At 45.3% G+C, this 12,958-nt stretch carries 10 protein-coding genes and 1 pseudogene; 4 read left to right on the forward strand and 7 right to left on the reverse strand.

Features of this window, described 5'->3' with window-relative positions:
- Positions 1–10: 10 nt before the first annotated feature.
- Positions 11–1,077: pseudogene (locus EDI28_RS15530) on the reverse strand (DNA alkylation repair protein).
- Between the two features lie 120 nt (positions 1,078–1,197).
- Positions 1,198–1,500: a DUF1330 domain-containing protein gene (locus tag EDI28_RS15535; RefSeq protein ID WP_128784811.1), complete on the reverse strand. Its 303-nt coding sequence runs from the start codon at positions 1,498–1,500 to the stop codon at positions 1,198–1,200.
- 166 nt (positions 1,501–1,666) lie between these two features.
- Between EDI28_RS15535 and EDI28_RS15540 the strand changes: the two genes are divergently transcribed.
- On the forward strand, positions 1,667–2,287 hold the full coding sequence (locus EDI28_RS15540; RefSeq protein WP_128784812.1) for a LysE family translocator: 621 nt from the start codon (positions 1,667–1,669) through the stop codon (positions 2,285–2,287).
- Between the two features lie 81 nt (positions 2,288–2,368).
- On the opposite strand, the gene EDI28_RS15545 is transcribed toward EDI28_RS15540, so the two are convergent.
- The 4 genes from EDI28_RS15545 to EDI28_RS15560 form a co-directional block, all read right to left on the reverse strand.
- Positions 2,369–3,736, reverse strand: a complete 1,368-nt coding sequence (locus EDI28_RS15545; protein WP_128784813.1) for a hypothetical protein — start codon at positions 3,734–3,736, stop codon at positions 2,369–2,371.
- A gap of 162 nt (positions 3,737–3,898) precedes the next feature.
- The gene (locus tag EDI28_RS15550) at positions 3,899–4,462 is read right to left on the reverse strand and encodes an ECF-type sigma factor (protein WP_128784814.1); all 564 of its coding nucleotides are present in this window, start codon (positions 4,460–4,462) and stop codon (positions 3,899–3,901) included.
- Positions 4,463–4,464: 2 nt separating this feature from the next.
- Positions 4,465–5,931, reverse strand: coding sequence for a chromosome partitioning protein ParA (locus EDI28_RS15555; protein ID WP_233353396.1), 1,467 nt, complete (start codon positions 5,929–5,931; stop codon positions 4,465–4,467).
- A complete protein-coding gene (locus EDI28_RS15560) occupies positions 5,928–7,295 on the reverse strand; it encodes a serine/threonine-protein kinase (protein ID WP_128784815.1) in 1,368 nt (455 codons plus the stop codon). The genes EDI28_RS15555 and EDI28_RS15560 overlap by 4 nt, the downstream gene beginning before the upstream one ends.
- Positions 7,296–7,845: 550 nt before the next feature.
- Here EDI28_RS15560 and EDI28_RS15565 point away from each other — a divergent pair.
- The gene (locus tag EDI28_RS15565; RefSeq protein ID WP_128784816.1) at positions 7,846–8,775 is read left to right on the forward strand and encodes a carbamate kinase; all 930 of its coding nucleotides are present in this window, start codon (positions 7,846–7,848) and stop codon (positions 8,773–8,775) included.
- Between the two features lie 111 nt (positions 8,776–8,886).
- Here EDI28_RS15565 and EDI28_RS15570 read toward each other — a convergent pair whose 3' ends face one another.
- Positions 8,887–9,738, reverse strand: coding sequence for a hypothetical protein (locus EDI28_RS15570; RefSeq protein WP_128784817.1), 852 nt, complete (start codon positions 9,736–9,738; stop codon positions 8,887–8,889).
- A 205-nt stretch (positions 9,739–9,943) separates the two neighbouring features.
- Between EDI28_RS15570 and EDI28_RS15575 the strand changes: the two genes are divergently transcribed.
- Together EDI28_RS15575 and fdhF are read left to right on the forward strand one after the other, a co-directional pair.
- Positions 9,944–10,789: a formate/nitrite transporter family protein gene (locus EDI28_RS15575; RefSeq protein WP_128784818.1), complete on the forward strand. Its 846-nt coding sequence runs from the start codon at positions 9,944–9,946 to the stop codon at positions 10,787–10,789.
- Between the two features lie 72 nt (positions 10,790–10,861).
- Complete coding sequence (gene fdhF, locus EDI28_RS15580; protein WP_233353397.1) at positions 10,862–12,958, forward strand: formate dehydrogenase subunit alpha; 2,097 nt, start codon at positions 10,862–10,864, stop codon at positions 12,956–12,958.

A 12,958-nucleotide genomic window follows, 5' to 3' on the forward strand; every position in this document is an offset into this window, starting at 1 on the left:
TTATATTTCATTAGCGCAGTTCAAATGCCAACTTCTGGCTTTCTCGGCCATTGATAATGATAGAAAGCTGGTGTTCACCGGGGTAGAACTTCCTGGTTGTTATCGGTTTGAAGCTTTGATTTCGCGTTCACTTATTTTGAAGACTTTGCGTGAAAGCTCACCGTTACTCTTTTTATAATAAAGCCCATATTCAAGCCTCAGCATTTTGGGAGCTGGGTTATTGTTCGTCACAGAAAAGGAGAATGCCAGCGCATCGCCGATGCCAACAGTCGGTGTTGTTATCTTGAAATCAGACAGTGCAATATTTTTACTGTCAAAACCAAACAGTGCGAGGGCTTCCGGTTTTCCCTGCTTCAACAGCGTTCTGCAGCCGTGCTTGATGAGTGCATCTGTTTCTTTACTTTTTCCTTGCCAGTTTTTCGCAAGCTCTATGACAAAATCAGGGTTGTCTTTAGAGATATCATTGAGATTGTTGGCAGCACTTCTCCGGACGATCTCACAGCTGTCACTTTTAAGGTTGTTCAAAATAGGCAAGATAGGCATTGGATCCTTTTTCAGGTTCGGCAATGCCATTGCCCATGGCAGTCTAGGTCTGGAGCCTTCACTGGCAAGTCGCCTGACCATGTTGTTGCTGTGGGTTGACCAGTTCAGCATCTGCGCGAGCATCTTATCCTCATACCTCAATATGAAAGCTCTGACAGCAAATTCGCAGCTGGTAAACTGGGTGATATATTCAAATGCCGGAATGGAATTTTCATAGTCATGAATTCCGTACATGGAGACGTACTCAGGGAAAAACATGTATTCAATGCTTTTTTCTTTAATTCCAGCAATACGCAAATTTGCTATCAGTTGTTTTATTGTTTCCGCGGCTTCGCCAAAATCATCTGACAGGAAGTGATGAAGAACTTTGGCTGTGTGAATCATTCTTTCTTTTAGCTCGTAGCCGGCAAATTCATTGTTGAAAATCAGGCTGTCAAACACCTCTTTGTTAAATGAAGGGATGGTAAGGGCCATGGTTTCAGAAAATGTCGCGTAAAAGGATTTTGAATAGATGTCTTTGAATAAATTGCTCATAACGTCCTGTTTGTAATGAAAACTAACTTTATCCCGGTATGGTACCAACGCTGACTGACTTAGAGTGCTGATTCAGAAGCCTGACTAATGCTAAGAGCTTACTTAGGCTAAGCCCTGAGCCTATTTTTCATAGCTTGATATGATTGTTGTACTTTTTACCGAGCTTTCAAAGTACCGCGCTTTGACGTTCAGGTATTCTGTATCTGAAAAGAAGGCTTCCATGTCCGTTTGATTGGGGAAGTTGATTGTAAAGACGCGGTTAATGTCGTTGTTCTCGACTTCAGATTGCAGGACTTCTGAAACCTTAAAGTCATAGCCGAAGCGACCGCCAAATTGTGACAGGATCGGTTTCATTGCTGTTCTGTATTCTTGATATCGGCGGTCATCAATAACGTTAAGGCCGACTAACACTTCATAAGACATAGTAGTTTCCCTAAAGAAAGTGAATCTTTTTTGAATGTTCATTCAAGATGCCTTTTCTTTCGTGATTATTCAAGTGATATTTAGATGGGGTAGCTGTCAATTATTTCTTTGGTATTTGTCTGATGAATGTGTAGACTGTTTTTTTCTCATTTTTGTACCGAGCCTCATGGATCCTTCTGTCTTATTAGTATTTATCCCCACTTTCTTTTTCGTATCAGCGACCCCGGGACTCTGTATGACCCTGGCGATGACATTGGGTATGACCATTGGTGTTCGTCGAAGCCTGTGGATGATGGTTGGCGAGCTTGCTGGTGTGGGGCTAGTTTCTCTGTCTGCTTTGGTGGGGGTCGCAACAGTGTTGCTGGCTCGGCCTAACCTTTTTCTGGCACTGAAATATCTGGGCGGCGCATACCTATTTTATCTGGGGATCCAGATGTGGCGCTCTCGAGGGAAAATGGCTATACCGTCCGATTTGGACACTCAGGTAAGCGTCAAGCCGCTTGCTCTGGCCACTCAGGGTTTCGTCACGGCCATTGCCAACCCGAAAGCCTGGGCATTCATGATCTCCCTGTTGCCTCCGTTTATTGATGCGAGTTTGCCGCTGCAACCGCAGGCTGCTGTGCTGATTAGTGTGATCCTGTGTTTTGAACTGATTTGTATGTTGCTATATGCCGCGGGAGGCCGGACTTTGCGGGGCCTGTTACAACAGCGTGGCAATGTTATGCTGATGAATCGGATCGCGGGAAGTATGATGGTAGGCGTCAGTGTCTGGCTGGTGATGGGGTAGGCATTTTTGCTAAGAAGCCCTTGCTGATACCTGATGGTGTCGGCAAGGGCTAATTATATTTTAACTTTTATTTATGCGATATTATTGTGCTAGAGAGTACCACTCATCGTAAAGGCTAACAGCCAAGTCTTTATTTTCGGTAAAGAAGTACGGGATGCTCTCATTATATGTACCTTCATAGAATACGGTGAAATCATCGTTGCCGAGTGTCGTTGGTTGGATCACCCAATCTTTACCTTCCATTACTTCAGTAATGATCATTTGGCCAGTATTCGAAATTGACCATTCTTGCTGCTTGGCTTTACCATCTTCGATGACATCAACGACATTCTTCGTTGGATCAAACTTCAGGGTAACAAATGTTGGTCTGGCTTTGCTGCCCGTTGAGTCATCCCAAAGGTGATAGAGTGTTTTACCCTTGAACATGGCTTCGGTAGCAGCTTGAGCGGTATAGCCGTTATCGATATTGGTCTCTGTGTAGAAAATCATGTCGTTATCAGCTGTGACTACCAAGGTGAAGGCATCACTCATATAGATAACCTCATCGAGCCCGTCGCTGCTTTTAAAGCCGTTACTGGTATAGGTGATTGGCCATTCTCCAATAACTTTGCCGCTGTCATCTAAGCCGTGAACTTCGGTGTCAGTAAACGTAGCGGTAATTAGTCCCTCTTTTTTAAAGTAGGCTTCGTTGGTGCTGATAGAGCTGAAGGTGTTACCAGTAAAGTGTTCTTTGACTGTTGGCGGCATTTCGGCTTTGTTTGCTGCGCCACTGTCGTCGAAGGTAATTAGAACATCATCCAGTTCATCACCGTTATTAACAGCAGTATCAACCACCGTAATGATTTCACTAGACTTCGTTAGTAGCTTACTAGAGTCGCCCTGAGACTCAGAAATGGTATTGCCTAGCTCTAAGGACAGAGAGCGGGCAACAGCATGGGCTTTTTTAGCTTCTTGCGCAACATCGGCGTTGGCTTTGCTCGCTACGTAGTCTCCGGCAATGACTGCTTCAGGTAAGTTCAGTTTTGCTGCAAGTTCTGGGAGAGACAGGTTTTCGATTGCCGCCAGTGTTGTGAATGGGGTGACAACATTTGAACCCGCTGCTGCTGTCATTTCGACAGTCTGGGTAAGGCGACCGCCCTTGTCGGTATCGTATGTCTTACCGGCGATGGCTCTTACAATCACAGGGAATTGGGTGTCTGCAGCGCTGATGGTGACTTCACCCTTGGCGTTGGTGAGTGAAGAAAGCTTTTCACCAGAGTCAGCAACACCATCTTTGTTGCGGTCGATGTATACTTCAGCGTCAACGAGGTAGCCGTCGATTGCTTTGATCACAGCCTGAGTGCTTTCGGTTGGGGCTGTATTACCGTTACCTGAATTACTGTCGCTGCCGCCGCCGCAACCAGTGAGAGCCAAAGCCACAGACGCTGCAAGTAAGCCAATTCTTTTCATTTTGTTATTCCCTTATGGATCCGCTTCGGGTAGCGGATAGATACTGGTGTATTGTTATGCGAAAAAAGTACAGCTGTTCCGAGCGGCTATCAAGGGACGGAAAAGAGGCAAAAAACCACAATTTTTTGCCAAAAAAATTTAAGAAAATTGTTGGTAGGGGCGTTAAATCATTTTAGCCTGCAGCCAGCAGCGAGAGAATTTGAGGTCTTTTTCAATCAAACTGCTGCTGCATTGGAGAAGTTCGCTGATTTCCTGGTTTCTCAATCCCAGTAAATACTTTAGCTTCAGTGCCTCCGACTGGCGAGGATAGTGCAGGCTGAAGTTATCCAGCATTTTGTTCATGCTTAGCATTTGTTCGAATCGATTATCGTCATCGTGCTGAACGGCGGTGACTTGCTGTCTTTTTTTTGCGCTGAGGCTACGGGCGTGATCGACGAGGATTTGTCTCATGACTTTAGTTGCCATCAGGTAAAACTGACGACGGTTCTCTATATGTGACATATCGGAACCTGCCAACTTGAGGTAAGCGTCGTGGATTAATGCAGTGGTATTGTTGATACAGTCACTGAGAACCTGATTGCTGTCACCGTACTTCTTGGCACTTCGTGCCCGTTCTTTTTGGGCAATGGATCGTAGTTGCAGGTAGGCAAACTGATACAGATCGGTTTCCGCTTGTTTATCGCCTGCATGCCATTGTTGAATTATGTCGGTGATATTATTGCTCATGGTTACGATTCCTGGCGTTGGTACTTTCTTAGCTCTGATATTTGATGGGTTTGCGCCTGCTGATTACCGTTCTCATCAGTAACAATGCTTTGTTGTAAGCGGTAGAGTACACCTTGACCCCAGTTTGTTCCGCTCGGTAAATACTCCCAGCTGGTGTAACGCGTATTTGATGCTTCGTCGTACCATTTGACAGGGGCATTGAGCTGGGCGAGGCTAGCCTGCGCGTTGTTAGGGCTTAGCCACCACATGTCTCCATGTTGTTTTGTCACATTATTCTTGTATGCGCTCTGATTTGTCGGGCACTCAGTGCTGTTGGTTTTAGCGGAGAGTACCTCGCCTGCTTTTATCCATAAGCACTGATTAGAAATATCGGTATTATTGGCATAAAGCGTTTCAAGCCAGATCCCGTCAAAATTGATATGTTGGTTACTATCATCATTAGAAGTGAACCAGATGTGTTCGGCACGGTTGGTGTGACGAACGGTCTCTTTTGGCCCCAGTCCTTGCGTTTTTTGCATTAACAGCTTGGTATGGGGATCATAGTTAATTGCGACGGTACGGTATTTCCAGTCGCCTTCATCATCGTAGTCATCCACCGAAAAGCCGTTGAGATCACTTCTTGTACAGCCATTGGCTGCGCAACCTATGAGCCCGTCCCATCCATCAAACACCGAGATAGGCTCGAACATCATTTCTTTGTAGCGACGGCTATAGTTGAGCTCGCAGCTTGGCACTGAGTTATCAGTACTGCCGAAATAATCCCCCACATCCGGGTATTCATAAATGCCTTTGCGGGTGATCATGTAAGTCATGCTACCGATAGGACCGAAATAGTTGGGAGAAGACTTTTTTGCAACGTCATAGAAGCAGAGTTTTCCCTGCCAATCGCGTCTTTTAATGATTATATTCTTATATTTTACGTTTAATGGGTGCAGGATTACTTCATTCGATGTGAAGTTTTTTTCGATATAAGATTGGCTTTCATCCAGATGCTGCGCGGCCTCTTTGACGGAAACCAGATCAAACCCAAGCACTTCTTGAGAGGTATCCAAAGCCAGTAAATTCACCTGTTTGAGTTTTTTCTGAAACTCAGGATCTGAGAGCGCTTTGCTGATCAGCAGAATTTCTTCGCGGTTTTCGGGCGTACTATCTAGAGATAGCAATAACCGCGTCATGTTTACGCTTCGACTTGGTGTTGTCGAGGCAAGTGTTGGTGTAATCACTTCTTGGCCTGAGAGCGTCGCGAGCGGGAAGGATGAATCGTCAGAGCCTAGAAAGAAAGTGATCACATCGCCCGTGTTGTATTGAAAGGCACCTTTATCAGTGAAGCCTTCCAGGCTGGAGCTGGTCTTATAGTAGAGCCCGGTTACCGGTGCGTCGATAAAATAGCCTGTCTGGATTTCAGAGCTTGCGAAAACGTTGCTGCAGGCGAGTGTTATACCTGCAACGATAAAAGTCCGTTCAATCACTGTGTAACCTTTTCTAAAGAATGTTGTTTGCAGTTGGGCTGACAATCTTGCTTGACCTGGCGTTTAGCGGGAACCGGGGTCATCATAGCCAGCAGCATTTTCTGTTTAATGTGTTGCGGTAAATCGGGGTTGGACAATATTCTTCGTCGAGTGAGCTCTAACATGGTTTGTACTGACATGAACTTGTTGACATCTCCTTTGCTATGAAACAGCAAGCTAGTGACTTCAAACATCATGTTTTCTGCGATTGTCTTTTCTTGTTCAAGCTGGTGGTTTTTCTGAACCAAAGCTACAGAAAACAGAACTGCGCTGAGAACGAGACTTGCACTGAGCGCGAGAGATACTGGACGTCGCTGTATCAGCTTTCTAGCAACATAGAATGGGAGGTGTGATTTCAGGCTAATTGGCCGCTTGGCTAGGATGTGCTCGATATCTGTCATGAACTCGATGACAGAGGCATAGCGTTTGTCGGGCTGATGCTGAGTTGCTTTGTGAATCACACAGTGTAAATCTGATTTCAAGAGAGAATGGGTATGCTGGTCTCCGATCATAAATAACAGCAGTTTGCCGAGAGAGAAGATATCGCTTTGGTTGGTTAGATAGGTACCGTTTTTCTGCTCCGGGCTGGCGAAGTATTTGCTGAATGCCAAGATAGCTGTCGTGTCTGACGGTGATAGCTGTTGCTTTTGGGTAATATTGAAATCGAGCACTTTGGGAGCAAAAGTATCATCAATTAGTACATTTTCCGGTTTGATATCAGCATGAAGGATCTGGTTTTGATGGGCATGTGAAATAGCCTGACAGATCTTGATGAACAGCTGTAATTTCTGACGCAATCTCAGAGATTTTGAGCCAATAACTTGGCGTAATGTCTGCCCCTCGACTTTCTCCATCACGATATAGACATAGCCCTGATGCTCTCCGCCATCGAACACTTTAGCTACATAAGGGTGATTTAATCGGGCGAGTAGCTGCGCTTCTTGAAACAGAAAGGCTTTGCCGAGAACTTGTGTTAGAGATGGCTGAATAAATTTGATTGCCAGATGTTGTTCAAAAGTGTCATCGCAGCGTTCAGCTGCATAGACGATGCCCATTCCACCGCGGCCAATTTCATCCTGGATTTTGTACTTATCAATAAGGAGCTGGGAAAAACAGACGTCGTCAGTTACAGCTTGCTGGGCATGATAGCCAAATAGCTCGGTTAGGTTCCCGTTGTCCATTGTATTCGCTGAGAGCAGAGGCTGAATTTTACGGTACAGATCAGGTTGTAGGCGTTTGAGCTCATCGATATAGCACTGCTGTTCTATCTCACTGAGATCCAGCAAATGATAGAAAATTTGAGTTGAACTGACGTTAGATTTCAAGATATTGATAGTTATATTTATTAATGATCATCTAGTTTATATAAAAATGCGATGGTATAAGCAACATTTATTTAGTTACTTCATGTGTTTACGCTTCGCCTTGGCTTCATTGGCAGAATCAGCATGATAAGTGATTAGTTTCATTTGTTGCGCTATTTAGCTTGAACTTATTGTGACCAAGTTAGCATTTCTGAATAAAAATAGTGAGTGGAGTATTTTTATTTGTTGAGAGAATATTCACTATTGACGAATCATTCGCTGAAAAATCATCATTCCGGGCAGGTTGCTGGATAGAGTACGGATAATTACTCGTATAATGAATAATTGCTTCGCGGAGTAACCATGCCTAGTGAAATAGTATTTTGATACTTATCACATTACCGATAAAAGATTTCACCTACTATAACGCCACTTTCATTAATTCTTCTTGAAAGATAATAATAGGCTAATAATAGGCCTTGATATCTTTGTTAAATATCATCTTGTTATAATAAAGATAATCATATAATTAAAACAATAACTCCAAATATAATATAGGAGATACGATCATATGCGTATAGTATTAGCATTAGGTGGAAACGCACTTCTCGCTAGAGGTCAGGCATTAACAGCTGAAAACCAACGTGAGAATATTAAAAATTCAGCAGCAAGTATTGCCGCTATTGCAAAAGAGCATGAAATTGTTGTTGTTCACGGCAATGGACCGCAAGTTGGTTTATTAATGGAACAAAATTCGGCTTATCAAGAATATTCTCCAGAGACCACACCTTATCCAATGGATGTATTAGGTTCGCAAACTTGCGGAATGGTGGGGTATATGCTGCAGCAGGAACTACGTAATACTGATCCGTCGCTTGATATCGCTACTTTAGTAACTCAGACAGAGGTGAGTAAAGAAGATCCTGCATTTGCTAATCCGACCAAATTTGTCGGGCCAGTGTATACAGCAGAACGAGCAAAGGAAATCATGGCCGATTCATCAATGGTCTTTAAAGCCGATGGTGAGTACTATCGCCGTGTAGTGCCGTCTCCGATGCCGAAAGACATTGTCGAGCTGAAGCAAATCGAGACCTTGCTTAATGCTGGTAATCTCGTTGTTGCCTGTGGTGGTGGTGGCGTGCCAGTTTGTTTTGATGATGACCAGAGTACTGGAGTTGAGTGTGTCATAGATAAAGATCTTACCGCAGAGCTTCTGGCTGAGAAAATTGATGCGGACTTATTTATTATTCTGACTGATGGTTCTATTTATCGAAACTATGGTAAAGAAGATCAAGCAGAGATGAAGAAGGCGACACCATCAGGTTTGGCTGAGTTTAATTTCCCTGCCGGTTCTATGGGACCAAAAATAGAAGCGGTATGTAAGTTCGTAGAAACAGGGCGTGGCAATTCAGCAATTGGTTCTCTCTTTGATTTAGAGAAAATTCTTATTAATGAAGCTGGTACCTTGGTAACGCAAGGCGAAGGTATAGTTTACTATTAATATACATCTGTATTAATTTATTTAATATTTGAATGACTATATATAGCCTCTGAAGTTTATTTGCTTTCGGAGGCTTTCTCTAAATAGCAGTATATTCAGCAATAGCCTATTCTAACCGCAAACAAACCATGAGTTTGCCGCAGCAGTAATATATGCCATCCTGTGCCAGTCTAGCTGTTCCAGAATTGGTGCGGTTCTGATATCTCCCCTTAATTTTGCCGTGGCGGCAACCTTTACTAAACCACTATCAACACTGTGCACTGTGCCTAGATAAGTATAACCGATAGCAGAATTTTCGGGACGGTTATAAAGACAGACGACAGATCCGATATTGGTATAGATATATTGACTCTCTTCGTTCCAAAGTTCAGTGGCGATGGGTTCTTTTTGAGGTTGAGGCAGTTGCCCTAGTTCCGATGGGGTAACTAGCTTTCGATATGGCGAATATGGCTGATAACCCAATATTTTTGCAGCTTCATACCATTCTTCCTGACTCGCTTCGGTATTCTCGATTACCTTCAAGGTGACAAACGGTCCATCGAGACACAGGTCGGCCCATAGTTCGGTACTGGATATTTTGGTATAGAAAATAGGCCTTTCATCGACAGTGTTGGGGTTATAAACGCACCAGGTACCGGTATCTTGGTGGATAAGCTGGCCGACATTAGCATCGCAGACCCGTTTAGCCAATTGGTGGAATTCCTGAATGTCATTGCTGGCACTTTGTGGGGTATCGGCACAATATCGATAAGTGAAGGAGAAAGCACTTTTAGGATAGAACAGGCCTTTGTCTACAACCGCCCCATTGTTGCGCGTTTTGTTGAGAGAGATAAAGCTTTGGGCCGAATCATGAAAACGATACTCGCTTGAACTAAAAAATGATTCTGAGGTTGAGCTGCAGCCAACAAGTACTAATGCTGTTATTAGGCTGAGAACGGAAGACTGGAATTGGCGGACATGCATATACAACGATACCTGTAACCACTGTGCCGAATACGTTTAAGTATATAGGGAGAAGCAAAATTAGGAGCGTTAATCCACTACGAGTGGCTCTCAGTTTTAAGTATCAAGACGATACGGATAACCACTAAACTGGGTAAGGCCACCTTGGATGGGTGGATGGAGTACTTCTGAATGAACGTGATTCTCTTGATGCTTAGGAGCCAACATGGGTGATATCTATGGTTTTGATGCTTTTTCCCCAAAGCAGATAGCTGAAAAAGTAGACAGTATAGGTGTCGTTAAAGCGCGTTTGCCACTGTTGTCGATGGTTATGCTGGGGATTCTCGCAGGTGCCTTTATAGGTCTTGGCGCACTGTATTTTGTTTTGGTTAAGTCCGATGCCAGCTTTAGTTTTGCAACAGGGCAGGTGCTGGGCGGATTGTCATTTTCATTGGGTCTGCTGTTAGTTGTTGTCGCGGGAGCAGAGTTGTTCACTGGTAACAATTTATTGGCGATGGCGTGGGCAGATAAAAAAATTACCACATCGGAGTTATTCAATAACTGGGTGGTTGTCTGCGGGGCGAATTTTATTGGTGCAACAGGCTTGGCTGTTCTCGTTTTCCTTTCTGGCCATACGGAACTAAATCAAGGGGCTATTGCCGAGCAGTATCTTAAGATAGCGGAAGCGAAATGCTCTTTACCGTTTTGGACTGCGTTTTTCCGCGGGGTATTGTGTAATGTGCTGGTTTGTATGGCGGTCTGGATGGCATTGGCCGGACGAAGTGTAATAGACAAAAGCGTCGCAATTATTTTTCCAATTTCAGCTTTTGTGGCTGCTGGTTTTGAGCACAGTATTGCGAATATGTATTTCATCCCTTTGGCAATGCTGATCAATGTATTTGGTGAAACAGGGGGAAGTACTGTGGCCGAGTCGGTTACCTTATTGGGCTTTATTGGAAATTTAATCCCAGTGATCTTGGGTAACCTTGTCGGGGGCAGTGTGTTGGTTGGCTTCGTTTATCATGTTATCTACCAGCGGGGCCAGACGCCGTCTAAGCCAGAAGATAAGTAACAAACTGTCAGTAAAGCTTCAGGTTGGTAAGAGGTTGCTATACTCAGACCATTACTGGATATGTGCTGTGTAATGATTATGACTTCCTCGATTGTAAAAACCATCTGTCCGTTTTGCGGAGTGGGCTGTGGTATATGCCTCAAAGTCGATGGACAGCAGAAACTGACTGGCGTTGAGCCTCAGGCCAGTCATCCTATTAGCCGCGGAAAACTGTGCGAAAAGGGCTGGAGTACGGCATATGCCGTTCATCCCGATAACCGGATCACTCAGCCATTAAAACGGATCACAAACAAATTCCAACCGATTAGCTGGGATGAAGCACTGTCTTTGATCTGTGATTCTCTAAAAGTCATTTTTGAAGAGGCTGGGCCTGAAGCTGTCGGGGTCATCTCCAGTGCCCGCGCAACCAATGAAGATAACTATGCGGCGCAAAAGTTTGCCCGTGCGGTGCTGAAAACCAACAATATCGATCACTGTGCTCGGATCTGTCATAGCCCGACAGTAGCCGGGTTGAAGCAGACTTTGGGCTCAGGAGCGATGACCAACAGCGCCAAAGATATTTACGACACTGATTTGATCGTGGTGATCGGTGCCGATCCGACAGAAAATCACAGTATCTTGGGCGGCCATATTGTTGATGCTCACCTTAAGGGAACTCCGTTAATTGTCATTGATCCGCGGGAAACGCGATTGGCGAAAATGGCGGATATGCATGTGCAGCTCAAGCCCGGTAGTAATATTGCTCTTATCAACGCCATGTTGCATACCATCATCGCGCAGCAATGGCACAATCAATCCTTTATTGAACAACGCTGCGAAGGATTTGAGGCTTTGGCTAGTAATGTTGAGAAGCTGACCCCGGAGTCTGTTGAGCCGATTACTGGAGTCAGTGCCGAGTTAGTCCGCAAGGTTGCCAAGGCATACAGCCAGACGAAAAGTGCGATGATCTTCTATGGTATGGGGATCACCCAGTTCGTCAGCGGAACCCAGAGTGTTATTGCTCTTGCAGATCTGGCATTGGTTTGCGGGCAGATTGGCCGTCCCGGGACAGGAATAAACCCGTTACGAGGTCAGAATAATGTGCAGGGGGCCTGTGATATGGGCTGTTTGCCAAATGTATATCCCGGTTATCAGGCTGCGGATGCGGCCGATGTTCAGCATAAATTCTCTCAGTGCTGGGGAGGGGAAGTTGCCGAGGGGCCGGGGTTAACGTCGTTGGGGATGACCAAGGCTACTCTGTCAGGTGATTTTCGTGGATTGATTTTATTTGGTGAAGATCCGGTGGTCACTGATCCGGATCAGAATCATGTTAAGGCGGCGCTTAAAGCGCTGGACTTGCTGGTCGTGGCTGAACTGACCATGACAGAAACCGCCAAACTGGCAGATATTGTGCTACCTGCCGCTTCTTTTGCTGAAAAAGACGGTACCTTTACGAATTGTGAGCGACGCGTTCAGCGGATATCACAAGTATTGGCTCCGCCCGGCATGGCAAAGGGAGATTGGCAGTGGCTTAGAGTCTTGGCTGAAAAGCTGGGAAGCCAGCAGTTAAGCTGGGAGACCAGTGAACAAGTATTTGATGAGATGGCGGCGTTGACGCCGTCTTATCAGGGAATGAGTTACGAAGGGCTGACACAACACCACGGGCTGCAATGGCCTTGTAACCGGGATGCGCCACAGGGCACGGAGGTTTTGCACCGTGATACCTTTCCAATTGGGAAGGCGAAACTAATGCCGGTTCATTTTACCGCCATTGATGAACCCGCCGATGAGCAGTTTCCATTATTGCTGACCACCAATCGCCTGCATTTTCATTATGGTTGCGGCTCCATGACCCGTAAGTCACCGCTGCTGGAAAGGGAAACGCCAGCAGGCGTATTGTTTATCAATCCTGTCGATGCGAAAGCCCTTCAGCTACAGCGATTTGCGCCAATAGGTGTTCGGTCTCGTCGTGGGTATCTGGAGACTCGAGCGATGATAACGGATGATGTTCCGCCGGGCTTGGTCAGTATGCCTTATCATTTCAAGGAGGCGCCCTCGAACCAGCTAACCAATACGGCGCAGGATCCTCTCACCAAAATGCCCGAGCTGAAAGCCTGTGCCGTGTCGGTATTTCCGCTACCACCTAATCAAGCGCCGAAAACTGCGCAACAACTGTGGGAGGAACAATAA

It is taken from the genome of Photobacterium chitinilyticum, assembly GCF_004104355.1.
Taxonomy (GTDB): domain Bacteria; phylum Pseudomonadota; class Gammaproteobacteria; order Enterobacterales; family Vibrionaceae; genus Photobacterium; species Photobacterium chitinilyticum.